This window comes from Mucilaginibacter sp. CAU 1740 (assembly GCF_039839285.1).
In the GTDB taxonomy this organism is placed as follows: domain Bacteria; phylum Bacteroidota; class Bacteroidia; order Sphingobacteriales; family Sphingobacteriaceae; genus Mucilaginibacter.
The window spans coordinates 238,708-263,632 of the sequence record NZ_JBDOQS010000004.1; the positions used below are offsets into that span (position 1 = coordinate 238,708).

Annotated in this window: 24 protein-coding genes; 17 read left to right on the forward strand and 7 right to left on the reverse strand. The window is 43.3% G+C overall.

The genetic code is table 11. The features are described from left to right. The first annotated feature begins 53 nt into the window (after window positions 1–53). From AAFN85_RS11380 to AAFN85_RS11435, 12 genes are all read left to right on the forward strand, one after another. Window positions 54–578 (forward strand): T9SS type A sorting domain-containing protein, encoded by a 525-nt coding sequence (locus tag AAFN85_RS11380; RefSeq protein WP_347527378.1) that lies wholly within the window; start codon window positions 54–56, stop codon window positions 576–578. 385 nt (window positions 579–963) lie between these two features. Further along, window positions 964–1,575, forward strand: a complete 612-nt coding sequence (locus AAFN85_RS11385; RefSeq protein WP_347527379.1) for a fumarylacetoacetate hydrolase family protein — start codon at window positions 964–966, stop codon at window positions 1,573–1,575. 3 nt (window positions 1,576–1,578) lie between these two features. Then, complete coding sequence (locus AAFN85_RS11390; RefSeq protein ID WP_347527380.1) at window positions 1,579–3,297, forward strand: M23 family metallopeptidase; 1,719 nt, start codon at window positions 1,579–1,581, stop codon at window positions 3,295–3,297. Window positions 3,298–3,309: 12 nt separating this feature from the next. Continuing rightward, a complete protein-coding gene (bcp, locus tag AAFN85_RS11395; protein WP_347527381.1) occupies window positions 3,310–3,771 on the forward strand; it encodes a thioredoxin-dependent thiol peroxidase in 462 nt (153 codons plus the stop codon). A gap of 52 nt (window positions 3,772–3,823) precedes the next feature. Next, window positions 3,824–4,669, forward strand: coding sequence for a transketolase (locus AAFN85_RS11400; protein ID WP_347527382.1), 846 nt, complete (start codon window positions 3,824–3,826; stop codon window positions 4,667–4,669). A 100-nt stretch (window positions 4,670–4,769) separates the two neighbouring features. After that, window positions 4,770–5,735: a transketolase C-terminal domain-containing protein gene (locus AAFN85_RS11405; RefSeq protein ID WP_347527383.1), complete on the forward strand. Its 966-nt coding sequence runs from the start codon at window positions 4,770–4,772 to the stop codon at window positions 5,733–5,735. Window positions 5,736–5,766: 31 nt separating this feature from the next. Beyond that, a complete protein-coding gene (locus AAFN85_RS11410) occupies window positions 5,767–6,321 on the forward strand; it encodes a sigma-70 family RNA polymerase sigma factor (RefSeq protein ID WP_091221884.1) in 555 nt (184 codons plus the stop codon). Between the two features lie 51 nt (window positions 6,322–6,372). Continuing rightward, on the forward strand, window positions 6,373–7,413 hold the full coding sequence (locus tag AAFN85_RS11415) for a hypothetical protein (RefSeq protein ID WP_347527385.1): 1,041 nt from the start codon (window positions 6,373–6,375) through the stop codon (window positions 7,411–7,413). 60 nt (window positions 7,414–7,473) lie between these two features. Then, window positions 7,474–7,947 carry a hypothetical protein gene (locus AAFN85_RS11420; protein ID WP_347527387.1) on the forward strand — a complete coding sequence of 158 codons (474 nt, stop codon included), beginning with the start codon at window positions 7,474–7,476 and terminating at the stop codon, window positions 7,945–7,947. 138 nt (window positions 7,948–8,085) lie between these two features. Continuing rightward, complete coding sequence (locus AAFN85_RS11425) at window positions 8,086–9,276, forward strand: aspartate aminotransferase family protein (protein WP_347527388.1); 1,191 nt, start codon at window positions 8,086–8,088, stop codon at window positions 9,274–9,276. 535 nt (window positions 9,277–9,811) lie between these two features. Then, a complete protein-coding gene (locus AAFN85_RS11430) occupies window positions 9,812–12,088 on the forward strand; it encodes a glycosyltransferase (RefSeq protein WP_347527389.1) in 2,277 nt (758 codons plus the stop codon). Next, a complete protein-coding gene (locus AAFN85_RS11435) occupies window positions 12,089–13,096 on the forward strand; it encodes a glycosyltransferase family 4 protein (RefSeq protein WP_347527390.1) in 1,008 nt (335 codons plus the stop codon). Between the two features lie 258 nt (window positions 13,097–13,354). Here the strand turns inward: AAFN85_RS11435 and AAFN85_RS11440 are convergent, their stop codons facing one another. From AAFN85_RS11440 to yihA, 5 genes are all read right to left on the reverse strand, one after another. Next, window positions 13,355–15,058, reverse strand: a complete 1,704-nt coding sequence (locus AAFN85_RS11440; RefSeq protein ID WP_347527391.1) for a M3 family oligoendopeptidase — start codon at window positions 15,056–15,058, stop codon at window positions 13,355–13,357. A gap of 223 nt (window positions 15,059–15,281) precedes the next feature. Continuing rightward, window positions 15,282–16,217 carry an NAD-dependent epimerase/dehydratase family protein gene (locus tag AAFN85_RS11445; protein ID WP_347527392.1) on the reverse strand — a complete coding sequence of 312 codons (936 nt, stop codon included), beginning with the start codon at window positions 16,215–16,217 and terminating at the stop codon, window positions 15,282–15,284. 255 nt (window positions 16,218–16,472) lie between these two features. Next, a complete protein-coding gene (locus AAFN85_RS11450; protein ID WP_347527393.1) occupies window positions 16,473–17,078 on the reverse strand; it encodes a Crp/Fnr family transcriptional regulator in 606 nt (201 codons plus the stop codon). Continuing rightward, on the reverse strand, window positions 17,066–17,920 hold the full coding sequence (locus tag AAFN85_RS11455; RefSeq protein ID WP_347527394.1) for a UbiA-like polyprenyltransferase: 855 nt from the start codon (window positions 17,918–17,920) through the stop codon (window positions 17,066–17,068). Before AAFN85_RS11455 ends, AAFN85_RS11450 begins: the two co-directional genes overlap by 13 nt. After that, window positions 17,917–18,558, reverse strand: coding sequence for a ribosome biogenesis GTP-binding protein YihA/YsxC (gene yihA / locus AAFN85_RS11460; RefSeq protein ID WP_347527395.1), 642 nt, complete (start codon window positions 18,556–18,558; stop codon window positions 17,917–17,919). The genes AAFN85_RS11455 and yihA overlap by 4 nt, the downstream gene beginning before the upstream one ends. A gap of 307 nt (window positions 18,559–18,865) precedes the next feature. Here yihA and AAFN85_RS11465 point away from each other — a divergent pair, with 307 nt between their 5' ends. Continuing rightward, the gene (locus AAFN85_RS11465; protein ID WP_347527397.1) at window positions 18,866–19,255 is read left to right on the forward strand and encodes a VOC family protein; all 390 of its coding nucleotides are present in this window, start codon (window positions 18,866–18,868) and stop codon (window positions 19,253–19,255) included. A gap of 90 nt (window positions 19,256–19,345) precedes the next feature. Here AAFN85_RS11465 and AAFN85_RS11470 read toward each other — a convergent pair whose 3' ends face one another. Then, on the reverse strand, window positions 19,346–20,083 hold the full coding sequence (locus tag AAFN85_RS11470; protein WP_347527398.1) for a DUF1080 domain-containing protein: 738 nt from the start codon (window positions 20,081–20,083) through the stop codon (window positions 19,346–19,348). A 23-nt stretch (window positions 20,084–20,106) separates the two neighbouring features. Further along, window positions 20,107–21,477 carry a Gfo/Idh/MocA family oxidoreductase gene (locus AAFN85_RS11475; RefSeq protein WP_347527400.1) on the reverse strand — a complete coding sequence of 457 codons (1,371 nt, stop codon included), beginning with the start codon at window positions 21,475–21,477 and terminating at the stop codon, window positions 20,107–20,109. Window positions 21,478–21,636: 159 nt separating this feature from the next. On the opposite strand from AAFN85_RS11475, the gene ubiE reads away from it, so the two are divergent. From ubiE to AAFN85_RS11495, 4 genes are all read left to right on the forward strand, one after another. Further along, a complete protein-coding gene (ubiE, locus tag AAFN85_RS11480) occupies window positions 21,637–22,368 on the forward strand; it encodes a bifunctional demethylmenaquinone methyltransferase/2-methoxy-6-polyprenyl-1,4-benzoquinol methylase UbiE (RefSeq protein ID WP_347527401.1) in 732 nt (243 codons plus the stop codon). Between the two features lie 4 nt (window positions 22,369–22,372). Then, window positions 22,373–23,104 (forward strand): outer membrane beta-barrel protein, encoded by a 732-nt coding sequence (locus tag AAFN85_RS11485; protein WP_347527403.1) that lies wholly within the window; start codon window positions 22,373–22,375, stop codon window positions 23,102–23,104. Between the two features lie 337 nt (window positions 23,105–23,441). Further along, on the forward strand, window positions 23,442–24,200 hold the full coding sequence (locus AAFN85_RS11490; protein ID WP_347527404.1) for an SDR family oxidoreductase: 759 nt from the start codon (window positions 23,442–23,444) through the stop codon (window positions 24,198–24,200). 133 nt (window positions 24,201–24,333) lie between these two features. Beyond that, on the forward strand, window positions 24,334–24,783 hold the full coding sequence (locus AAFN85_RS11495) for a GatB/YqeY domain-containing protein (protein WP_347527406.1): 450 nt from the start codon (window positions 24,334–24,336) through the stop codon (window positions 24,781–24,783). Window positions 24,784–24,925: the final 142 nt, after the last annotated feature.

The following is a 24,925-nucleotide window of genomic DNA, read 5'->3' on the forward strand; positions in this document are numbered from 1 at the left end:
AAATTTAATTTGGTGAACGGTTTATTTATACTTTTGTAGAATTATACTAAATAATGAGGCGAAGTTTTACATACTCTTATGTTTACACCTATATCTGGGTGGTGATGATTGCGATGGCGATCTTCATTAACTTTGCCTTTGCCGCCGATTTTAAGCCGATTAAGCCCGTTCTTAAAATAGATACCACATTACTGCGCAGCAAAACCAAATCGGGAAAAAACTCATACCTTAAAGATGGTTTGCACCTGGCCCTGCCGCCGCTAAAGCCGGCTGTTACTTCAAACGTAAAGGTGAATGTTTCGCGCCCGGATGATAAACTGCTGAGCGACGTGCAATTATACCCTAACCCGGTAACTGATCAGATCAATTTAAAATACTCTATATCGCGCAATACCAACGTAACCATCAAAATAAAAGATGTGTTGGGTAATGATATTTCAACCATGTTTTCGCAAAGGGTTGAATCGGGCGATCACAATCTGAACTATCCTATTAACAACAAGCTTACCCGTGGTTTTTACTTTATACGGGTGGTAGCCGGTACCGAATCGGTTATTAAGCGGGTGTTGGTGCTGTGAGCTTGTAACTAAAACGAATGTTAACCCGCCGTTGTTGGTGTTGTCACCAACAACTCTACACCATGCATTCACGCTTGTCAGGATTTCGTTAATGAAGATGTTACCGAGTAAAAAGTTGTTGGTGACAACACCAACAACGGCACGGCTTGTAATTCTTACTTGCTAAAAACAATTGTCATTTCGACGAACCTGCGGGCGAGTTGTGCGGCTGCGTGACGAGAAATCTTATACGCCCTGCTATAACGTGAGCAACATGGCTATGTATAGCGTACAAGATTTCTCTTTCGCCCCGGCGCTCTACCCGCCCCGGCTCTATCGAAATGACATTTTTTGAATGAAAAGAACCATCCAAATTTTTTAGCTTTGGCGTTTACAGCGTTCATTTATGAAAATTATTGCCATTGGCCGCAACTACGCCGAACACGCCAAAGAACTCAACAACCCGGTACCAACTACGCCGGTAATATTCATGAAGCCCGAAACGGCTTTACTGAAAGATAACAAGCCTTTTTATCATCCCAATTTTTCGGAAGATGTACACCATGAGATCGAACTGGTGTTAAAGATCAGCAAAGAGGGCAAGCACGTCAGCGAGAAATTCGCGTCGGGTTATTATGAAGAGATAGGTTTAGGTATTGATTTTACCGCTCGTGATATCCAAAGCCGCCATAAAGAAAAGGGCTTGCCTTGGGAACTGGCTAAAGCTTTTGATGGCTCGGCACCGGTGAGCAGCTTTGTACCTAAAACAAAATTCGAATCGGTATATGAGCTCGATTTAAGATTAGATATCAACGGAGAAACCCGCCAGCAGGGCAATACCCGCGATCTGCTTTTCTCGTTCGAGCGTATCATCGCATTTGTTTCACAATACATCACCCTAAAAAAAGGCGACTTAATATTTACCGGCACCCCTGCAGGTGTATCAAAAGTAAAAATTGGCGACAGGCTTGAAGGTTATCTTCAGGATGAAAAAATGCTCGATTTTTACGTTAAATAAAGCATGATCAAAAAACTATTGGTTACAGGCGCGCTGTGTTTGGGTATTTATACAAGCACGGTAGCGCAAACTATTATACAAAGCAGGCAGTATCCGCAAAATTATTTTCGCTACCCGCTTGATTTAACGCCGCCCACAACAGCCGGTTCATTCGGCGAGTTGAGGCCATCACATTTCCATTCGGGATTGGATTTTAAAACCAACCAGCGCACCGGTTACCCGGTACATGCCGCTGCCGAAGGTTATATCTCCAGGGTAAGGGTGCAGTTCGGCGGTTTTGGCAGGGCTATTTATATTACCCATCCTAACGGCTATACCACGGTTTACGGGCATTTGGAAAGTTTTAGTCCGGCGGTTATCGAGTTGGTTAAAAAGTATCAGTACGATCATCAAACTTACGAGGCCGATTTTAACCTTACGCCCCTACAAGTCCCTGTTAAAAAAGATGAGGTTGTGGCTATTTCGGGTAATGCCGGGGCTTCGGCAGGGCCGCATGTTCATTTTGAGATCCGCGATAGCAAAACAGAAGAAACCATTAACGCGCAGTTATTCGGGCTTACTATCCCGGATAAAGTACCACCAACCATTACTTCTATCGGCGTCTATCACCTCAACAATAAACCTTTCAGCGAGAAAACGCCAAAAGAGTTTTTAGGTGTAACGGGAGCCGCGGGAAATTATCACCTGGTAAAACCTCAAACGCTTGAGCTAAGCGGTAACATCGGTTTTGGTATCAACACTACCGATATGAATAGTACTTCGTTCAACCACAACGGGATCTATTCTATCGAATTAAAACTTGATGGTAAAACAGTTTATACTTTCGCGGTTGAGCGTTTCGCGTTCGATCAAACCCATGCTATCAATGCTTATATCGATTTTCCGGCTTACGAATCATCTCGCCGTTGGATGCAGAAGTGTTTTATTTTGCCGGGAAGTCATATCTCCTTATATCCTCAATCTATAAATCGTGGTATCATTACTTTTGATGATGATGCTTTGCACGAAGTTGAATATGTAGTTAAAGACGTTGCAGGCAACACCTCGTCGCTCAAACTAAAAGTAAAATCATCGCCTTATACAGTTCCGCAGCCGGTTAAACCAACAGGTACCATGCTTTACTACGACAAACGCAGCGAGTTTAGTAACGATAAGGTTAAAGTGATAGTGATGCCGGGCAATTTATATGATGACCTTGATTTTCAATATTCGGCTTCGGCTAAGCTACCAGGAGCTTATTCGGCGGTACACCATATCCATAATCGCCTAACTCCGATACATGAAGGATACGAGATCTGGATCAAGCCAGATATTGACCTGGGTAAGTATGCCGATAAAGCTGTTATTGTAAGCAGTTGGGGAGGGTGCCAGGGCGGTTATTATAAAGATGGTTACGTAATATCACAAGTGAGTGCTTTTGGCGATTATTATATTAAGGTAGATACCGTGCCGCCGGTGATTCATCCGCTTAATATTAAAGATGGCGCTAATATGAAAGCCGGCCGCTCAATTAACTTCAGAATGAGCGATAATTTATCAGGAATTAAAAGCTATACCGGCACCATTGATGGCAAATGGGTGCTGATGGAGCATGATTATAAAAGTAAAATATTAAGTTACACGTTTAATGCCGATATTGCGCCCGGTAAACACGTGTTTAAGTTGGTGTTAGTTGATAACAAGAATAATTTTTCGGAATTTGCCGCCGATTTTTACAGATAAGTACTTTATACCATGACAACATTAAAAGAAGGCGATAAAGCTCCCGGCTTTACCGCTAATGATCAAAACGGTAAAACCGTATCCCTTGCCGATTATACAGGCAAAAATGTGATCCTGTACTTTTATCCTAAAGATGATACCCCGGGCTGCACGGCCGAATCATGCGATTTTCGCGACAACTACCAATCGCTTTTAGGTAAAGGTTATGAGGTGATAGGTGTTAGCACCGACGACGAAAAATCGCACAAAAAATTTGAAACTAAATATAGCCTGCCGTTTACCCTCATTGCCGATAGCAGCCACGAAATTGTGGAAGCCTACGGTGTTTGGGTTGAAAAAAATATGTACGGCAAAAAATATATGGGTACTGCCCGTACCACATTTATAATTGATGCAGAGGGGATTATTAAGCACGTGATAAGTAAGGTTGATACCAAAGCTTCATCACAACAGGTGCTGGATCTTGTAAATTAAGTGTTAAAAACACAATCATAATAGCTACTTTAGCATTCCCTATTATCAATTAATGAAAGCAGACTTACAAACATTAGAAAAAACCGCGTCGCAGATCAGGCGCGACATTGTACGTATGGTACACGGCTGCCAGTCGGGCCACCCGGGCGGCTCATTGGGCTGTACTGATTTCTTTACCGCATTGTATTTTTCGGTAATGAACCACGACCCTAAATTTAATATGGACGCAGTAGGTGAGGATATTTTCTTCCTTTCAAACGGTCACATTTCGCCGGTGTTTTATAGCACTTTGGCACACGCCGGTTATTTTGACAAAGCCGAGTTGGCAACCTTCCGTAAACTGAACTCTCGTTTACAAGGTCACCCAACTACACATGAGCACCTTCCTGGTATCCGTATTGCTTCGGGTTCGTTAGGTCAGGGCTTATCTGTAGCTATCGGCGCGGCGCTTGCAAAAAAATTAAATGGTGATAAATCGTTGGTGTTCACCCTGCATGGTGACGGCGAGATCCAGGAAGGCCAGATCTGGGAAGCAGCAATGTTTGCGCCTCACAATCATGTTGATAATCTGATCTCTACAATTGATGTTAACGGTCAGCAAATTGATGGCCCTACCAAAAAGGTACTTTCATTAGGCGATCTTCGTGCTAAATGGGAAGCTTTTGGCTGGGATGTATTGGATATGAAAGGTAATGATATGGCCGATGTGGTTAGGGTGTTTGAAGAAGCAAAAAGCCGTACCGGACAAGGCAAACCGATCATGATTTTGATGCATACCGAAATGGGTTACGGTGTTGACTTTATGGTGGGCAGCCACAAATGGCACGGTATTGCGCCAAATGATGAGCAGCTTAAACTGGCTTTAGATCAGTTAGAGGAAACACTGGGCGATTATTAATCCCCCGCCTCCGTTAGCTAACGGAGGAGAGTTAGAGAACATCAATTTATTATCACGATTTTAATTCCAATCCCTCGCTATTATAGAGGGAATTTGAGCAATGAAAAAATACACTTACACAGATAAAAAAGATACCCGCTCGGGCTTTGGTGCCGGGTTGCTGGAAGCCGGCAGAAAAAACGACCAGGTTGTTGCCCTTTGTGCCGACCTTGTAGGCTCGTTAAAAATGCAAGATTTTATTAATGAATTTCCTGAGCGTTTTGTACAAACAGGTATTGCCGAAGCTAACATGATCGGTATTGCTGCCGGTATGACCATCGGTGGTAAAATTCCTTTCACCGGTACATTCGCAAACTTCTCTACTGGCCGTGTTTACGATCAGATCCGTCAGTCAGTAGCTTACTCATACAAAAACGTTAAAATTTGCGCTTCGCACGCTGGTTTAACTTTGGGCGAGGATGGTGCTACCCACCAGATTTTGGAAGATATCGGCCTGATGAAAATGTTACCAGGCATGACCGTTATTAACCCTTGCGATTACAACCAAACCAAAGCTGCTACTATGGCCATTGCCGAGTACGAAGGCCCGGTTTATCTGCGTTTCGGTCGCCCGGTTGTTCCGATCTTTACCGATGCTGATCAGAAATTTGAAATTGGTAAAGCCTGGATGGTTAATGAAGGTGCTGATGTAAGTATCTTCGCTACCGGTCACCTGGTATGGGAAGCTATCCTTGCTGGTGAGAAATTGGCTGAAGAAGGTATCGATGCCGAGATCATTAACATCCACACCATTAAACCGCTTGATGCTGAGGCTATATTAAAATCTGTAGCTAAAACCGGTTGCGTAGTTACTGCCGAAGAGCATAACCGCCTTGGTGGTTTGGGTGATAGCGTTGCACAAGTATTGGCTGTACACAACCCAACCCCGCAAGAGTACGTAGCTGTAAACGATAGCTTTGGCGAAAGCGGTACGCCGGCAGAGCTGATGACCAAATATGGCTTGGATGCAGAGCATATTGTGGCAGCGGCTAAAAAGGCGATCGAAAGAAAAAACAAAAAGGCTTAATAAACCTTTAACATTAATAAAATTCTAAAAAATGTCGGTACAGGTTGAAGATTCAGAGATATTAAGCAAATTCCAGGACGAAAAGACCCGGAATGAGGCGTTTAACCTGTTGTTGAAAAAGTACCAGCAAAAAATATACTGGCACATCCGCCGCATGGTTGTTGATCATGACGACGCGGATGACCTTGTTCAGGATGTTTTTGTAAAGGTTTGGAAAAACCTTGCCGGTTTCAGAAACGACGCGCAACTGTACACCTGGATGTACAGGATAGCATCCAACGAATGCATTACTTTTTTGAATAAGAAAAAACAGAAAAATAATGTTTCGTTGGATGATGTTGCTTACGAGCTGGCCGATACACTGGCCGACTCGACCTATTTTAACGGCGACGCGGCGCAGCGTAAACTACAGGAAGCCCTGCTTACCCTGCCCGAAAAACAACGGCTTGTTTTCAATATGAAATACTATGAAGACATGAAGTATGAAGAAATGTCGCAGGTTTTGGGTACCAGTGTGGGTGCTTTAAAAGCATCTTTTCACTTGGCAGTCAAGAAGATAGAGGCGCATTTGCTTGGTCACGATTAATTTTTTAATTTACGTTAAACCTTTTAGCAAGATACCAATCTATAGTTGTGTATGAAAAGCGATATGGACAATAGGGAATGGCTGGATGATTTCATCGCGCTGAAACAGGTTAGCACAACTAACCCGTTAGCAGTGCCTGAAGGCTATTTCCATGAGTTAGCGCAGCACATTACAACACGCATAAGGCTTGAGGGATTAAAAAACTATCCATCTGCAGGTTACACCGTACCGCAGAACTACTTCGACGAGTTAAAGAGCAACATCCAGAGCCGTATAAATATTGAAAGTGCTTTTAGCGCCGGAGATTCGGGGTTTACCGTACCCGAAAACTATTTTGATGAGCTAAGCAGCAATATTCAAAGCCGTATTATGGTTGATGAAGCCATGAATGCGGGCGAGGGCTTTACGGTGCCCGAAAACTATTTCGACGAGCTGAGCAGCAATATCCAAAGCCGCATAACGGTTGAGGAGGCGATGGGTGATGAAGGTTTCACAGTTCCGGAAGGTTATTTTAACGAACTGAGCAGCAATATTCAAAGTCGCATAGCCATTGAAGAGGCCATGGGCGATGAGGGGTTTACCGTTCCTGAAAATTATTTTGAGGAGCTGAGCGCCAATATCCAAAGCCGCATAGCGGTTGAGGAAGCCATGAACATGGAAGATGAAGGTTTTGCTGTGCCGATGAACTATTTTGAGCAGCTTAACCAACGCATACTGGATAAAACCGTTAATGCCGAGGTTGAAGAAGAGCTTGAGGAAGTGGATAATGTTGTAAGCATCAACAAAGCCAAACCAGTTCAGAAAAAAGGTATGGTTAGGCGGATCTGGGCTTCACCAACCATAAGGTATGCAACCGCTGCTTGTTTTGCTTTGATACTGGGTGTAGGTGTAATTTTCAGGGGAGATATTAAAGCTCCTGATCATGATCACTCATACCTGCACGAGGAGGTATCATCTGTACCGGTTGCCGAAATAAAAAGCTACCTTCAGTTGCACATGGACGCAAGCGATACCCGTACACTGATGGATGCGAACCAAAAAAGCAATGCAAGCAATGCAGACGAAGATCTGTCGGATTATATAGATAATTAAACAGGAGAAAAACATTTAATGAGTATTTTGATCAGGCATATTTGTATTGTGTTATTTGTTATGGCAATAGGCTATGAGGGGCAGGCGCAGGTAAACCGCTTTGTACCCGCTCAAACGCCTACCCGGCCCGAGCTTAATCCCGTACGTCCCAATGGTAATGGTACCAACAAAAAAGGCGCAATGGGTAAAAAGCTTGAAGCCGCACGTAACAGGTATATCAGCAGGCAGCTTGATTTAACCGATGAGGAGGCCAACAAATTTTGGCCATTATACAGCCAGTACCAACAGGAATTAACAGCTGTACGCATTCTGAAACGGCTAAACAATTCCAATTCATCCACCAACGGTACCGAGCAGATAGATAAAGAAATTTATTACGAAAGTCAGTTGGTAGGCATCCGCAAACGCTACCGCGATTCGTTTTCCAAAATCCTACCACCCGAAAAGGTGAGCATCCTGTACAAAAGCGAGCAGGAGTTTAATGATGAACTCATCAAGCAGTTGAGTGAGCGGAGTGAGAGAGCGGGGAATTAATTAGTGATTTAGTGAATTATTGAATTAGCGAATTTTTAGGTTCGCTTTTTTTATTTGTGACTTTGTTAAACGAAATGCTGAATTTTGCAACGATTAGGCAAATCACTAATTCACTAACTCAATAATTCGCTAATTGCTATGTCTACCCTTCGCCAACTCTTCTTAGCTAACAACGCTCAAACAACTAATTTTCCTTTATTACTCGAGTTTGAGCGCGCTGAAGGCATATATATGTACAACGCGGAGGGTAAAGCCTTTATCGATCTGATATCGGGCATTGGTGTAAGCAGCTTAGGCCACAGCAATCAATATGTTATCAACGCCATTAAACAACAGGTTGATAAATACATGCATTTAATGGTTTATGGCGAGTATGTGCAAACCCCGCAGGTGCGTTTTGCCGAGAAGTTGATTTCGGTACTGCCGAATAATTTGCAGTCAGTGTATTTTACTAATTCGGGTGCTGAGGCGGTGGAGGGTGCTTTGAAATTAGCCAAGCGTTTTACTGGTAGAAGCCAGATCATCGCTTGCCACAATTCATATCACGGCAGTACCAATGGTGCTTTGAGTGTAATGGGAAATGAAGAGTTTAAACAAGCCTACCGCCCGCTGTTGCCTGGTGTTAATTTTATCCGTTTTAATGAAGTTGATGATCTGCAATTCATTACCGAGGAAACAGCCTGTGTTATTATAGAAACTATACAGGGCGAAGCAGGCATCCGTGTACCGGATGTGGCTTATATGCAGGCGCTGCGTGCCCGCTGTACCGAAACAGGTACATTACTGATATTAGATGAGATCCAGGCGGCATTTGGCCGTACAGGCAAGTTATTTGCTTTTGAGCATTTTGGTATTGTGCCTGATATTCTGTTACTGGCAAAAGCTTTGGGTGGTGGCATGCCGATAGGGGCGTTTATCTCGTCAAACCAAATTATGGATGCGCTGAAGGAAAATCCGATCCTTGGCCATATCACAACCTTTGGCGGCCACCCGGTATGCTGTGCCGCGGGATTAGCCGCCCTTGAGTTTTTGCTGGATAATGACCTTGTATCCGGCGTAGCCGAAAAGGAGGCATTGTTCCGCTCATTATTGGTTCACCCGGCCATTAAAGAAGTTAGGGGCAAAGGCCTGATGCTTGCCGCAGAACTGGAGGACTTCGACCTTAATAAGAAAATTATAGACCGCTGTATTGAAAATGGTGTCATAACCGATTGGTTTTTGCATTGCAGTAATTCGATGCGGTTGGCTCCGCCCTTGATTATTACCGATGATGAGATCAGGCAAGCTTGCGCGGTGATTATAGAGGCGGTGGATTATTATACAAATTGAATTTTCGATTGAGGTTTTTGTATCATATCGAAAACATGTCCTGGTTGAGTTGAACCCCTCTGGGGTTCTCTTTTATTTTATTCTTTTTGCTACAAAGCTTTAACCCCTCTGGGGTTCATTCTTATTTTTATCCTCTATTACAAATCTTTAATCCCTCTGGGGGCCTTATCCACGCTAATATAAATGCACCAGAGGTGCAAAAGCTTTGTAGTAATAGCAAACCCCAACCGTTTACTGCCCCAGAGGGGTAAAACAATTGAACTTGCGAATCCATATTGCAGTTTTAATCGGATCTTTAAAAGGGTACATTTCCTACCTCCCGTAACTTCCCTGTTATAAATCTTCTAAATTTTAGTTTGAATTAAATTGGTATGGTTTGTGCATTTATAACAATAACCAGCAAAAAATGGCTTTTGGTGTTGTAAATGCAATAAATCTGGTCACCAATGCTCTTTTTAATGGTCATCCGGATTTTACAATTAATTAAAAATGCTGTAAAACCGGAGTAATAACAACGCATCTACTTAATCTACATATGAAAATAGCATATATATCAACCTATCCACCCCGCGAGTGCGGTCTTGCAACGTTTAATAATAACCTGATGCATGCCATCGGTGCTAATTTTCCCGACAGAAAAAGCCTGGCTCAAAATGGCTTTGTCGTCGCGCTTAACGATTCGGAAAATTTGCAGGAGTATGAGTACCCGGAGGAGGTGAAATATGTTATCCGCCAAAATCATCAAAAAGATTATATCCGAGCTGCCAACTACATCAACACCAGCAATGCTGATGTATGTATAATGGAGCACGAGTTCGGCATTTATGGCGGCGAGAGCGGTATTTATATTTTGCCGTTAATAAACAGGTTGGAAAAACCGCTGATCTCAATATTGCACACTGTATTAAAAGATCCAAGCTATGTGCAGCGCATCATTATCCGCGAGATAGCCGAGCAATCATCAAAGATCATAGTGATGAGCAAAAGGGCTGTGGAGTTTTTAACATCTATATATGAGATCCCGGCTGATAAGATCCAAATCATTGAACACGGTGTACCCGATGTGGAAGCGCCTGTTGATAACCCGGTGAAAAACCTATCGGCCTTCAAAAATAAAAGGGTGATGCTAACCTTCGGTTTGCTGAGCCGCAATAAAGGTTTGGAAACGGTAGTAAAAGCGCTACCCAAGATAGTTGAAAAGCATCCAGATGTGATGTACGTGGTGTTGGGCAACACCCACCCGGGCGTTATCAAAAACTCGGGTGAGGAGTATCGCGATCATTTAAAATCATTGGCTGCACAATTAGGTGTATCAAAAAATCTGGCTTTCATTGCCAAATTTGTTTCGGAAGAGGAACTGGTGAACTACTTAACCGCCTGCGAAATTTATGTAACCCCATATTTAAACGAGGCTCAAATTACCAGCGGAACCCTATCGTACGCGGTAGGAGCGGGGGCGGCTGTAGTTTCAACTCCATACTGGCATGCTACAGAACTGCTGGCAGATAAACGCGGTCGCCTGTTCGATTTTAAAAACTCGGAGGCATTGGCTGATACCATTATAGAACTGCTTGACCAGGATAGGGTTTTGGCCGAATTGAAAGAAAACGCTTACCAATACGGCTTGCACTTACGCTGGCCGGTTATTGGTGCCGAATTTATTAAGGTGGCACAGGAGGCTTTGAGCCGGTACGATTTCAGCGATAAAATTTTACGCAATAGCATTGTTGATCCTGAGATATTACCCAAATTCAGCTTAACTCATGTACTACGTTTAACCGATGATACCGGCATTGTACAACACGCTAAATACGGCATCCCTAACTTAAAAGAGGGATATTGCCTTGATGATAACGCCCGTGCGCTGATTATGGCATTGATGGCCTACCAGCGTAATAAAAGCCGTGAAGCCTTTGAATTGCTGCCCATCTACCTCAGCTATATTCACTATATGCAAACCGATGATGGTAATTTTCGCAACTTTTTGAGCTTTGACAGGCGTTACCTGGATGAAGTGGGTTCGGAAGATTCATTTGGCCGTACCATATGGGCTTTAGGCCACTTGATAAGTTGTGCTGCCAGTAATTCATACAGGGAGTTTTCTTTGGAGATCTTCCATAAATCGGTGCCGCATTTTTCTACTTTAAAGCATCTGAGGGGAGTGGCCAATACCATCATAGGCATTAGTTTGTACCTGCAGGCTTATCCTACAGATGAGGGTATGGTGAAAATACTGGTTAACTTAACTCAGCCACTAATTGATGCTTACAATAATACCCAATCCGATGATTGGCAGTGGTTTGAAGAAAAAATGACTTACGATAACGCGATTTTGCCTCTGGCTTTATTGCACTCTTGTGAGATAACCGGCAATGAGGAAGCTAAAACAATTGCTTTAGCTACGATGGCATTCCTTGATAAGCTTACTTTATCAAACGGATATCTAAGCCCTGTAGGTAATGATGGCTGGTATTATCGAGGCGGTACTTTCCCAACGTTCGATCAGCAGGCTATCGAAACAATGGCCATGGTGCTGATGCATTTCCAGGCCTACCAGATTTTCAGGGTACCTCAGTATATTGAAAAAATGTTTTTGAGTTACAAATGGTTTTTAGGGGAGAATACCCTGCGCGCACCATTGTACGATCACGAAACGAAAGGCTGCTGCGACGGCTTGCTTCCCGGAGGCATCAACCGTAACCAGGGAGCAGAAAGTACGCTGGCTTACCTGATCTCTCATCTTACGGTATTGAAAGCCTTCGAGCTGGAATACGAATATAACAAATACGGACAGAAAATGCAGATCTGCTAAATGAAGGTAGCTGTATTATCCCCCGTTGCCTGGCGCACACCGCCCAGGCACTACGGACCGTGGGAGCAAATAGCATCAAACATAGCCGAAGGCATCATCAAACTTGGCGGAAAGGTAACCCTCTTTGCCACCGGCGATTCGGTCACCGCCGGTACGCTTGATGCTATCTGCGCTACCGGGTACGAGGAAGACAGAACTCAAGATGCCAAAGTGCTTGAATGCCTGCACATCAGTAACCTGATGGAAAAGGCCGGAGAGTTTGATCTCATCCATAATAACTTCGATTTTCTGCCGCTTACTTATTCGGGTTTGATCAAAACGCCAATAATCACTACCATACATGGTTTTTCATCGCCCCGGATCATCCCCGTTTATAAAAAGTATAATCATTTAGGCCACTACGTATCCATCAGCAATGCCGACCGCAGCCCGGAGCTTGATTATTTAGCCACCGTGTATAACGGCCTCGATACCCGCGATTTTCAGTTTTATCCTGAGCCGGATGAATACCTGTTATACTTCGGCCGCATCCATCCTGATAAAGGCACTGCTGAAGCTATTGCTATTGCCAAAAAAAGTAAACGCAAATTGCTGATTGCAGGGATTGTTCAAGATGCTAATTATTTTAAGGAAAAGGTAGAGCCGTTGTTAGGGGATGGTGTAGAATACATTGGCCACGCCGGCCCGGATAAACGGCGGGAACTTTTAGGAAAGGCTTATGCTCTATTACATCCGATAAGCTTTAATGAGCCCTTTGGCTTAAGCGTTGCCGAGGCTATGCTTTGCGGAACGCCGGTAATCGCGTTTAATCGTGGCTCGATGCCTGAGCTGATTAAAGATGCCCAAACCGGATTTTTGGTTGATACAGTTGATGAGGCAGTCGATGCTGTTGGATGGCTCGATCAGATTAGCAGGGAAGATTGTTTTGATTGGGCTAATTCACAGTTTTCGAGCGAGAAAATGGTGAATGACTATTGGGAACTTTATAAAAAGATATTAAACAAATAACTGCCGCGGGTTTAGCGCAGCGTAACCCGTGGTTGGCCATGACTTAAGTTGAAAACTTAAGTCCCCTATCTGAATCAGAATTTACAGGATTTTAGAATTAGCAGAATAAATTTGAATAACAGCTCGGATCCCACTCGGGTCAGAGACCCGAACTGTTGTACACCACCGGTTACGCTGCGCTAAACCCGCGGCAGATGGTTTTTATAAACAACAAAAGCGCCGATAGGCGCTTTTGTTGTTAGGTTATTAAGGGTTATTTTAATTCAGTTTGTCCAGTTCTGCTTTTACAAACTCGGCAAGTTCCTTTACGTAACCCGCGCTGAAATCAAACTTGATACCGGCAGTTTCATAAATTTCTTTGATGGTTTTGGTGTAACCAAGTTTTAGTGCATCAAGGTATTGCTGTAAACCTTTCTCCGGATTTTCTTTATAGTTTTTCCAAACAGCTATTGCACCTAACTGCGCCATACCATATTCAATGTAGTAGAATGGTACTTCAAAAATGTGCAGTTGCTTTTGCCATAAGTTAGCCAAAGCTTCAGGATGCTCGCTCCAATCAGCAAAATTAGCGCCGAACGGTTCAAAGATCTCTACCCAGGCAGTGCGTCGGTCAGTATCGGTATGATCGGGGTTGGTGTAGATCCAGTGTTGAAACTGATCAACCACGGCTACCCATGGCAGGGTTTTCAATACATCAACCAACTGATCGCGTTTGGCACGCTTCAGATCCTCCTCGTTATCAAAATAAACATTCCAGTTATCCATCGAGATCAACTCCATCGACATGGAGGCTAATTCGGCAACTTCGGATGGGCAATGTTTAAAATCATTCAGTTCCAGATCGGCAGTGAGGAATGTGTGTACCGCATGGCCACCTTCGTGAACCATCGTAGTCAAATCACGGAAAGTATTGGCCGAATTCATGAAAATAAACGGAGCGCCGGTTTCGGCCAGCGGGTAGTTGTAACCACCCGGAGCTTTGCCTTTGCGACTTTCCACGTCAAACAGGCCGTTATCTTTCATGATCTCCAAACGCTCGCCCAGGTAACGGTTGATATTGCTGAAGCACTGAATAGATTTTTCGATCAGATCTTCGCCATTTTGAAAAGGTTTCAAGGCAGGTTTGCCCGAAATATCTACATCCATATCCCAAGGCTTAAGCGCCGGTAGGCCTAATGCCTCGCGGCGTTTTTCTGCTTGTTGTCTTAAAATGGGAACAATTTCAGTTTCGATAGCGGCATGGAAAGCATAGCAATCCTGCGGGGTATAATCAAAACGGCCTAAAGCCTGGAACATATAATCGCGGAAGTTTTCGAAGCCAGCGTTCACGGCAACGGTATGGCGAAGCTTGCGCAGGTGATCAAAAAGCTCATCCAGTTTCTCCCTGTCCTGTAGGCGGCGACCGGTGATCTTTTCCCAAACTTCCTGGCGTTTGGCGCGGTCGGTACCTTTTAAAAATACTGAAGCCTGCTCTAAAGTAAACTCCTTATCGTCAATATGCACCGACATGGCACCGGTGGTTGATTGGTATTTTTGCTGCTCTACCTGGATCTCGGTTTGTACCGGGATATTTTCCTCGCGGAAAAGCTCCAAAGCTTTTTTAACGGCGCGCAGGAATACAAAATATTTGTCGCTGTCCAGTTGGTCAACATATTCGCTGGCAACCAGTTTTTTATTCAGCTCGTTGCTGAATGGCGCAATTTTAGGTTCGATCTCGGTAGCGAAGTACTGGAAGTTTTGCAGTAGTTCTTCGCTGGTAGTATCGCAGGTCATGCGGATATAGCGCCAGGCGAAATCCTCTTCTAAAGCGGCTTCCAGCTCACTTTTATCACGCAGCCATTTCTCCAGTTCTTCAACCGAATTGATGGGGCGGTCAAGCAGTTCTTTATAAAATGGTTCAAGGTTTTCCCATTTAATATCGAGTGAAGCTGGGATATATGTTCTTGTTTTTTTGTGGATCATAATTTTCAGATATGCAGATATGCTTATATGCAAATGTGCAGATTATGGTTGATGATGTGCAAATAATACACGTTTAAAAGTACACTTATTTGACATTCAGAAGGGATAACCCATCACGTCATTGCGAGGTACGAAGCAATCGCGAACTATACAGAGTGGCTCTGCTAATCGGGGATTGCTTCGTACCTCGCAATGACGTTTTTTTAAAATATTTCCTTAAGTTTTAAACCTGTGGCTTATACAACGTTTTCGACATCTCAGTTATTCCATCCTCATAATTGGTAGGTTTAAAGTCGAACGTTTTTTCAAACTTACTGCTATCAAAAATATAATCATGATCGTACTGGTAATACATCTCAACCGTACCCATTACTACTTTCTGGAACAGACCAACCAGCCACAGCATCACTTTGTTAATGCGTGAATATTTAGGCTTAACGTTATAAACGCCGGCGGCAATATCCAGAAATTCCTTACCTGTGATGGCAGGTGGAGTAGGCAAGTGCCAGATCTGGTTATCACTATTCGGGTTTTGGCCAAGCAGGAACATCGCTCTTCCTGCATCCGGCACATAGATAAAATTGTGTTTGCAATTTGGATCGCCTATCCATTTGGCGCTTTGCTTTTTTGAGTAGTTGCTCAGCACCATCATATCAATAAAACTATTGGTCGAGTCAGTACCATAAAAATCGGGGGCGCGGGCAATCGTGGCGCGGATGTTTCCGGCTTTAACTTCATTCATCAGCATATCTGCAATGCCTGCACGTACTTTGCCTTTAGCGCTGCTTGGGTTGTAGGGCGTATCTTCTTTCATGGCTCCGTTTACAAGGCCATACATGTAAACGTTATCAAAAAATATTAAGCGGGCACCGGTGGCTTTGGTAACATTGATCACGTTTTGCATAATTACCGGCCATTGTTCGCGCCAGATATCTTTATCATAAACCAATCCCGCAACGAGGTAAATGATGGTTGAGCCTTGCGCTGCGGCCAAAACTTCGTCGTAATTAAGCAGATCGGCCTTTTGCCAGGTAACATTATCAACATCAATATTTATTATTCTACGACTAACCAAACGTATCTGATCGTGAGTATTGCTAATTAATTCTTTGGTGAGGGCGTTCGCTACCGGACCGCCGGCTCCTAATATAGTATGCATGTTGTTTCTCGTTTTGTGTATAACAAAGGTATGGTGGCTTTGTAAATCAAAACGTTAACAAAAGATAAGGAATTTGTTTTTTGGGATTACACCGATTAATTTTTGATTACACCGATTTTGACCGTTGATGGTTTTGATTTCGTTGATTACGCTGATTTGTTTTTGGGGATTATACCGATCGGATTTTGATTACACCGATTTTGGTTGGTTGAAGATGTTACCTTTTACCTTTCGCCTTTACCCTTTCACCTCAAATCAGGCGCTTATCTTCATGATCCTTCTCCTGATCCTTGATAGCGAAACCGGGGTAATACCTAAAAAGTTGGCAATATAATGCTGGGGGATACGATATAGTGCCTCGCCGCCTGTTTCTAATAGTTGGCTATAACGTTCCTCGGGCGATTGGGTGATGAAAGAGGTTACGCGATCTTCGTAGCACATGAGGTAATGCTCGGCTGTCAACCTGCCGAAGCGTTCCATCTTAAAGCCAAGCAATGGGTTCATGCAGGCTTGTTGCAGGTTTTTATGGTTTAAGTTAACTATCACCGAATCTTCCAGCGTCTGGATATAATTTGTTGCCGGGGTGCGTTTAAGGAAACTTTTGTATGAACTCAGCATTTCATTTTCAAAGCTGAAGTACCCGGTAATTTCTTCACCATCCTTAACGTGATAGTAGCGAACAGCTCCTTTTACCACAAGGCCTATCTGGTCGCAAACTTTTCCGGCCTCTACATAAAACTTTTTCTTTTTAAGCGTGTCGACAGTTAAATATTGTGATAGCGCGTTCCACTCCTCATCAGTAAGCGGTACGTAGCTTTCAAAATACTCCCTGAATTTTTGGAGCGCGCTTAGTGGATCCATATTCTATCTAACAAAAACAACACAGCAAATACCACACTGGCAATACCGTTGGTTGTCATGAACGCGAAGTTAACACGGCTTAAATCGTTTGGTTTTACCAATAAATGTTGATAGATCAGCATAGCGCAGAAAAACGCAATACCGATATAGTATAAAAAGCCTACGTGTGTTTCAATCGCCGGCATCATGATAAAGATAGCCGAAAGTACGTGTAAAAAGGTTGATAGCCTTAAAGCATTTACTTTACCCAGATACGCTGGAATAGAATGCAAGTTGTTGCTACGGTCGAAATCCTCATCCTGCAAAGCATAAATGATATCGAAACCGCTAACCCAGCATAGTACGGATAAAGAGAAAAATATTGGCGTAATAGCAAATTGACCGGTAACCACTAAATAAGCACCGATAGGCGCCAACGACAGACCCAAACCCAATACCAAATGACAAAGTGCGGTAAAGCGTTTGGTAGCGCTATACCCCATCACTACAAATAAGGCAATCGGCGAAAGGAAAAAGCAAAGTTTATTAATGAACCATGTTGCTGTAATGAACAACAAACAATTAATGATAACAAAAGTTAAAGCTGCTTTAGGGCTTATTCTTCCTGCCGGTATATCACGCTGTTTGGTGCGGGGGTTTTGAATATCGATATCCCTATCCAAATAGCGGTTAAAAGCCATTGCCGAGTTACGGGCGAAAACCATACACAACACCATCAATACCAGTTTAAGCCAGTCGAAATGATATTCTGTTGTAGTTACCGCCAGGAAAAAGCCGATAAAGGCAAATGGCATGGCAAAAATAGTATGGGCGAATGTTACTAAGGATAAGTATTTTTTCATTGTTTGTTATTCTCAAGAGGGGAACTTTGGAAAACTGGTATCTCAAAATTCTGATTAACCACATCAATAAATTCCAAAATCTCTTCCCTACCCAATTGCGTTTCGGAAGAGGTGATGAAATATTGGGGCATTTCGTCAAAAGTTGCTAACAGCGCTTTTCTGAATTTGGCTACGCTTTGATCTGTTTTGATGCTCGATTGTTTATCAGCTTTGGTAAATACCAATACAAACGAGAGGCCTTTTTCGCCAAGCCAGTTGCAAAATTCAAGGTCGATTTTTTGTGGATCGAGACGGCTATCAATCAGCACCATTACGCATTGCAGGCTTTCGCGTTTATCAAGGTAAGTATGGATAAATTTATCCCATTTAGCTTTTTCGCTTTTTGATGCACGGGCGTAACCATAGCCCGGTAAATCCACAATGTACCAACCTTCGTTTATCAAAAAGTGATTGATCAATTGCGTTTTACCCGGTGTTTGCGATGTTTTGGCAAGCCCCTTTTTTCCCGTTAGGGTATTAATAAGCGATGATTTGCCCACGTTCGAGCGCCCGATAAAAGCGTATTCGGCCTTAACCGGTGGAGGTAACTTGCTTACCTGCGTGTTGCTGCAAAGAAATTCGGCCGTTTTTACGATCATGCTGCAAAGGTAGGGTTTTGTTTTTGATTGGTAAATGTTGCAAGTTTGATTGTTAAGCTAAAATAAATGTTTAAACATTTATTTACTTTGCCCCGACACGCTCAGCTCCAAAAACAACTAAATTTGTGATAGTTAACTTTACGGTATAAATAAAAATCGCATCGTTTAACCCCAGACAATCAAACGGAAAAAGAAAAATGAACGAATATAAAATCCCCGCCCAAACCCGCATCGGTCACGTACACTTAAAAGTGAGCGACCTGCAAAAATCACTCGTTTTTATTGTGGTTTGCTCGGCTTCGAAAAAATGGTAACATATGGTGATCAGGCCGCTTTTATCTCGGCAGGAGGTTATCATCATCACATCGGCTTAAATACATGGCATAGCAAAGGTGCTTCACCTGCACCTGAATATGCACCGGGCTTATATCATACTGCTATATTATATCCCGAAAGAAAAGATCTTGCTGTGGCATTGAAAAGATTGATCGATGCGAAATATCCCGTAACAGGAGCTTCAGATCATGGTGTATCTGAAGCCATTTATCTGAACGACCCTGATGGCAACGGAGTTGAATTGTATTGGGACAGGCCTAAAGAAGATTGGCCGGTAGATGCCGAAGGTAAGCTAACGATGTTTACCAGAAGGTTGGATATTGAAGGGTTATTAAGTCTGAACCATGATTCGCTTGATTAAAGGATTTCTTGATAAATGAAAAACGTTGGCTCCAATAAAGTAGCCAACGTTTCTTCTCAAGGTAATCCTCAAATCCTAAAAATCAAGGTTCTACAACTCCTTGATCTTAATATTCCTGAAATAAGCTTTATGCCCATGATCCTGCAAGGCTATCAAACCTGTTTTAGCAGTTCCATAATCCGGATAATCCTTCCATTTACCGGTAGTTTTCTTCATTTTCCAATCGTCGGTCCAGGCTTCAAAGGCTAATATTTTTTTGCCGTTTAGCCAGTGTTCAACGTGGCCGTTGTTAAAGACAATTTTGCTGGTGTTCCAGGTGCCAACGGGGGCCACTTTCTTTTGTGAGTTGGGCAGGTACATGGCATAATCGCAGCCGGTTTTTTGCCAGTCTTCCAGTTTATCGGGCCAGCCCAAATCGTCGATGATCTGGTATTCCGGACCGGTTTCATAAGTTGCATGATACTTCGGATCTTCAACCACGTGGTATATTACGCCGCTGTTGCTGCCTTTATCAATTTTCCATTCCCAACTTAGCTCAAAGTTGGTATAGGCTTTATCGGTAACAATATCGCCGCCGGTATCACCCTGCGCCGCTCCGAGGCAAACGAGCGAGCCATCAACAATGGTCCAGTTTTTTACTTCGCCTTTTTTGTTGAAGCTGTGCCAACCTTTTAGGGTTTTGCCATCAAACAGGCTTACCCAACTGCCTTTTGGAGGTGCATTTTGTTTAGTTGGTTTGGGTTTATGGCCTAGGTTAGCAAAAGTTTGCGTACAGACCATGCCAGCCGCCAACATAACCATTCCTATCTTTTTTAATTGTTGTTTCATAATAAGGTATTTGCTGTGATGGGTTATTTTTTGATGAGCTGCATTTTTTCAGGATCCCAAAACATGGGGCTGTTGTTATAGTAGCTATCATTACATAACAGGGCAGGGGCTGCCGCGCGATAGCCGAAAACAGCATCTTCAGTTACTTTACCTTTATTGCGGATGGCGGTGAAAAAGTTCACCATATGATCATATGGGCCACCTAAATATCCTTTATCTGCATCGAAGGTGATCTCTTCGGGCGCGAGCATTTTTTTGCGTTCGGCGTAACCGCTTCCGGCTTTTTTAAGTTTATCGAGATAGAAAGGATCGTCTGACGACATTACTTTATTGCGCTTCAATGTTACCTTATCCCAGGTAATATCCATCGATCCTTCGCTGCCTACCAGTTTAAGGTAAGTGGTGCCGCTGGTACCATCAACAAAGTTGCAGCGCAGCGATAGGTTAAAGGCAGGGTGTGCTTGTGTTTTAGGATAATCGAAAGTACCTAAAAGTACATCCGGTACTTCGCGGCCGTCGTTCCAGAAACGTAATCCGCCCGAAGCATAAATTTTATTCGGCCCTACAGAATCTGTTATAAAATGGAGGCTTGAAAATAGGTGAACGAACAGATCGCCAGCCATACCTGTGCCGTAATCGGTATAGTTTCTCCAACGGAAGAACCGTTTTTCATCAAACGGACGTTTTTTAGTGTTGCTGATATAGGTTTCCCAATCAACAGTTTGTGTTGATGCATCTTCGGGAATAGGGTATTGCCAAACCTCAAGCGGTGCACGACGGGCCCAGAAACCTTCGGCATAATTTAACTCGCCAATGGCGCCCGACTTTAATAACTCGTGTGCTTTTTCGTTACCCAATGATGATACGCCCTGGCTACCCACCTGGAAAACCATACCGGTATCCTTTTGCGCTTTAATTACAGCCGGGCCTTCGCCAATGGCGTGTACCATCGGCTTTTCGCAATACACGTGCTTTCCGGCATGCATGGCATCAACCGAAATTTGCTGGTGCCAATGATCGGGCGTGCCAACAATCACCGCGTCGATATCCTTACGGTTTAAAATCTCTTTGTAAACACGTGTTGTATAAAGATCAGCTCCCCAACGGGTTTTGGCATCTTTAAGGCGGCCGTCATACAAATCGCAGGCAGCTACCAGTTTTACACCGGGCGTTTGCAGGGCGGTGATAGTATCCTGTGTGCCCATGCCGCCGGCACCTATCAGGGCGATGTTTACCTGATCGTTAGGGCTGTTGCCAACAAGGCGTTTAATAATTGAGAATGATTTGGCCTGGCTTTCGGCAGCTACAAGGCTTGAACCGGCGGCAACTGCCGCTGTTGCTGTTGTGAGTTTTTTAATAAAACTACGGCGCGAGGATGCTTGTTCTTCTTTCATACGGTGAGCTAAGGGTGGTTTTGTATAATTTGCTGGTTTACACCGGCGGTGATTGGTTTTTAAAAATAATGATTTGCATTAATAATTAACATAATCACGTCAACTTAATATTGGTGTAACAAGCCATTAAAAATTACAATCACTATCTTTGCCCCCGCAATGAGCAAAACTATAACCCCGTACCGCGACGAGCAGGCTACCAAAAAAGAGCAGGTAGCCGATATGTTCAATAATATATCCAAAACATACGATTTTCTTAATCATTTTATGTCGTTGGGAATCGATATCATCTGGCGTAAAAAGGCTATCAACGAGCTTAAAAAAGATCAGCCTAAATTAATATTGGATGTAGCTACCGGTACCGGCGATTTTGCTTTCGAAGCGTTGTCGATCCTTAAACCCGAAAAAATTATCGGTGTTGATATTTCAAGAGGTATGCTTGATGTTGCGGAGCAAAAAATAGCTAAACGTGGTTTGAGTGATAAGTTTGAAGTGAAACTTGGCGATTCGGAAAAATTACCTTTTGATGCCGATGGTTTTGACGCGGTAACCGTTGCCTACGGTGTACGTAACTTCGAAAACCTGGAGATGGGTCTGGCCGATATTAACCGTGTGTTAAAACCGGGTGGTAAAGCAGTAGTTTTAGAATTTTCAAAGCCAAAAGCTTTCCCGATAAAACAATTGTACAATTTTTACTTTAACTATATTACGCCGGGTATTGGTAAGCTTTTCAGTAAAGATTCGCGGGCTTATAGTTACCTGCCCGAGTCGGTGGCCGCATTTCCTGATGGGAAAGATTTTGTTGCGCTGATGGATAAAGTAGGCTTCAAAAATACCAAATGCAGGCCTTTGGCGTTTGGTATTTGTTCCATATACACTGGCATAAAATAAATTGATGATAAACCGTTACCTGCTTGTTTTTGTATTCCTGTTTTGCTGCAAGCCGTTGTTTGCACAGCGGGTACCTGCATGGGGTGGCGGTGCCGATCAGGAAGATCTGAGTTTCGGCTTTAGCTTCACTTATGTAGCCAGCGATTTTAAAATTAACAGGCAAGCCAACTTCCGCAATGCTTATTTCGATGAGAGCGGCGTTCAGGTTAAAGGCCCGCTTAATACTATCAGTTCAAAAAGCACTCCCGGTTTCGCAGTTGGTTTTTTAACCCGCTACCGGCTTACTGAACACCTGGAGGCGCGTACCAACCCATCATTGGTATTTGCTGATCGCGTTTTACATTATTCATATGTAGACCCATCCGAAGATGTTGATAAAAAGGTGCAAACTACATCGTTAGATATTCCTCTGCTCCTGAAATTAAAATCAGACAGGCTGGGCGATTTTAGGGCCTATGTAGTAGGTGGTCTGAAATATACCCAGGCCATCGGCTCAAAAAAGAATGCTGATGTCAATCTTGATCTATCAGAAAAGCTGGTGAAAAATGTGGGCGGCTTTGCTTCCTACGAGGCGGGTGTTGGTTGCGATATCTATTTTGAATTTTTCAAACTCTCGCCCGAGATTAAGATCTCCAATTCATTGGGGAATGTGCTGCAGCGCGACAATAACCCTTATTCAAGTGCGATCGGCAGGTTGGGTTTGCATACTATTATGTTTAGTTTGATTTTTGAATAGGCGTAAAGCTTTTCTTTGTAGATAGCGTGCGACAGATGTTTGAGCTCGCAAAGGCGCTGAGGCGCAAAGGTTTTTTTAAGATGGCTATATATCGAATGCCGCAGAGATTAAGCACGCAAAGGCGCTAAGACGCAAAGGTTTTTTATAGATAGCTGTAGATCGAACACCGTAAAGATTGAGCACGCAAAGGCGTCCCGCTTGTGCTCATTTATAATGACTGCTTAACCCGGGTTTGCGTTTGTAACGCAAACGGTATGTGTAAAAATCATCTCCTTACCCCCAACCGACAATATTTCAAACTAAAAAACATAATTTCGCTACTTACTTTATAAATCCTATGAGTAAGATTGCTTTAATTACAGGAGCTACCGCCGGCATTGGCGAGGCTTGTGCCCATGTTTTTGCCCGCGAGGGCTACAATTTAATACTGACCGGTCGCCGTTTGGAACGTTTGGAAAAACTGGCTAAACACCTTAACGATAAGTATGGTGTAGAAATAGCCACATCATCGTTTGATGTTCGTAACCGGGAGGATACCATCAATAATCTCGAAGCATTACCCGCCCATTGGAAAAAGGTAGATGTGTTGGTAAACAACGCCGGCCTGAGCCAGGGCCTCGATCCAATTCAAAACGGAAATATCGACGATTGGGAAACCATGATCGATACCAATGTTAAAGGTTTGCTGTATGTAAGCCGGGTGGTATCAAACTGGATGATTGAAAACGGAACAGGCCATATTATTAACTTAGGATCGATAGCCGGTAAGGAAGTTTATGCCAACGGAAACGTATATTGTGCTACCAAGCACGCGGTTGACGCGTTAAATAAAGGTATGCGTATTGATTTGTTACCTCACGGTATTAAAGTTACAGCCATACACCCGGGCGCGGTTGAAACCGAATTTTCGGAAGTACGTTTTAAAGGTGATAAAGAACGCGCCAAAAAAGTTTACGAAGGTTTTGAACCCTTAGCGGCCGAGGACATTGCCGAAACCATTTGGTTTGTAGCATCGCGACCAAAACATGTTAATATAAATGATCTGTTGATCATGCCTACCGCGCAGGCTAACGCCGGTACTATATATAGAGGGTAGGCTACCGATGTGCAGATGTGCGGATTTCAGATGTGCAGATTTTTAATGAATTTGCATGTTTACAGGGATAAGCGAATGATCTGTACATCAAAAACTCACTAATTCACTAAATCAATAATTCACTAATTAAGATATGTCATTAATAACACAAATAGACCAGGATATTAAATTGGCCATGTTGGCCAAACAGGCAGATCGTTTACAGGGCTTACGTGCCATTAAATCTGCATTGCTTTTAGCTAAAACTGAAAAAGGCGCTGCCGATGAACTTACCGAAGACGCGGAAATTAAAGTATTGCAAAAACTGGTGAAGCAACGTAAAGAATCGGCCGATATCTACAAAACCCAAAATCGCGACGATCTGTATCAAATTGAAGTTGCCGAAATGCTGGTAATTGAAGAGTACCTGCCGCAGCAAATGAGCAAGTTTGAAATTGAAGGCTATCTTGAAGAATTGATCGGTCGCATAGGTGCTACCTCGGTTAAAGATATGGGCCGTGTGATGGGGATGGCCAGTAAGGAACTTGCAGGCAAAGCCGATGGCAAAACAATATCCGAAGTAGTAAAACAGTTATTAGGTTAAGCTATCAGTACCGGTTTATTATGCAGCTTTTTAAACATTAATGTTGTGTAAATGTTATCACTCTTAATAAAAGCTTAACATAACTACATTGATAAATAATTGCTATACTTGCTACTTATCACCCGTAATGAACTAATTTTGC

Coding starts and splice junctions, on each gene's coding strand:
- bcp (WP_347527381.1), top strand. CDS start 3,310: ATGACAACATTAAAAGAAGGCGATAAAGCTCCCGGCTTTACCGCTAAT.
- AAFN85_RS11415 (WP_347527385.1), top strand. CDS start 6,373: ATGAAAAGCGATATGGACAATAGGGAATGGCTGGATGATTTCATCGCG.
- ubiE (WP_347527401.1), top strand. CDS start 21,637: ATGAGCAAAACTATAACCCCGTACCGCGACGAGCAGGCTACCAAAAAA.
- AAFN85_RS11400 (WP_347527382.1), top strand. CDS start 3,824: ATGAAAGCAGACTTACAAACATTAGAAAAAACCGCGTCGCAGATCAGG.
- AAFN85_RS11495 (WP_347527406.1), top strand. CDS start 24,334: ATGTCATTAATAACACAAATAGACCAGGATATTAAATTGGCCATGTTG.
- AAFN85_RS11405 (WP_347527383.1), top strand. CDS start 4,770: ATGAAAAAATACACTTACACAGATAAAAAAGATACCCGCTCGGGCTTT.
- AAFN85_RS11450 (WP_347527393.1), bottom strand. CDS start 17,078: ATGGATCCACTAAGCGCGCTCCAAAAATTCAGGGAGTATTTTGAAAGC.
- AAFN85_RS11455 (WP_347527394.1), bottom strand. CDS start 17,920: ATGAAAAAATACTTATCCTTAGTAACATTCGCCCATACTATTTTTGCC.
- AAFN85_RS11465 (WP_347527397.1), top strand. CDS start 18,866: ATGGTAACATATGGTGATCAGGCCGCTTTTATCTCGGCAGGAGGTTAT.
- AAFN85_RS11385 (WP_347527379.1), top strand. CDS start 964: ATGAAAATTATTGCCATTGGCCGCAACTACGCCGAACACGCCAAAGAA.
- AAFN85_RS11485 (WP_347527403.1), top strand. CDS start 22,373: ATGATAAACCGTTACCTGCTTGTTTTTGTATTCCTGTTTTGCTGCAAG.
- AAFN85_RS11435 (WP_347527390.1), top strand. CDS start 12,089: ATGAAGGTAGCTGTATTATCCCCCGTTGCCTGGCGCACACCGCCCAGG.
- AAFN85_RS11470 (WP_347527398.1), bottom strand. CDS start 20,083: ATGAAACAACAATTAAAAAAGATAGGAATGGTTATGTTGGCGGCTGGC.
- AAFN85_RS11440 (WP_347527391.1), bottom strand. CDS start 15,058: ATGATCCACAAAAAAACAAGAACATATATCCCAGCTTCACTCGATATT.
- AAFN85_RS11420 (WP_347527387.1), top strand. CDS start 7,474: ATGGCAATAGGCTATGAGGGGCAGGCGCAGGTAAACCGCTTTGTACCC.
- AAFN85_RS11490 (WP_347527404.1), top strand. CDS start 23,442: ATGAGTAAGATTGCTTTAATTACAGGAGCTACCGCCGGCATTGGCGAG.
- AAFN85_RS11430 (WP_347527389.1), top strand. CDS start 9,812: ATGAAAATAGCATATATATCAACCTATCCACCCCGCGAGTGCGGTCTT.
- AAFN85_RS11475 (WP_347527400.1), bottom strand. CDS start 21,477: ATGAAAGAAGAACAAGCATCCTCGCGCCGTAGTTTTATTAAAAAACTC.
- AAFN85_RS11380 (WP_347527378.1), top strand. CDS start 54: ATGAGGCGAAGTTTTACATACTCTTATGTTTACACCTATATCTGGGTG.
- yihA (WP_347527395.1), bottom strand. CDS start 18,558: ATGATCGTAAAAACGGCCGAATTTCTTTGCAGCAACACGCAGGTAAGC.
- AAFN85_RS11445 (WP_347527392.1), bottom strand. CDS start 16,217: ATGCATACTATATTAGGAGCCGGCGGTCCGGTAGCGAACGCCCTCACC.
- AAFN85_RS11390 (WP_347527380.1), top strand. CDS start 1,579: ATGATCAAAAAACTATTGGTTACAGGCGCGCTGTGTTTGGGTATTTAT.
- AAFN85_RS11425 (WP_347527388.1), top strand. CDS start 8,086: ATGTCTACCCTTCGCCAACTCTTCTTAGCTAACAACGCTCAAACAACT.
- AAFN85_RS11410 (WP_091221884.1), top strand. CDS start 5,767: ATGTCGGTACAGGTTGAAGATTCAGAGATATTAAGCAAATTCCAGGAC.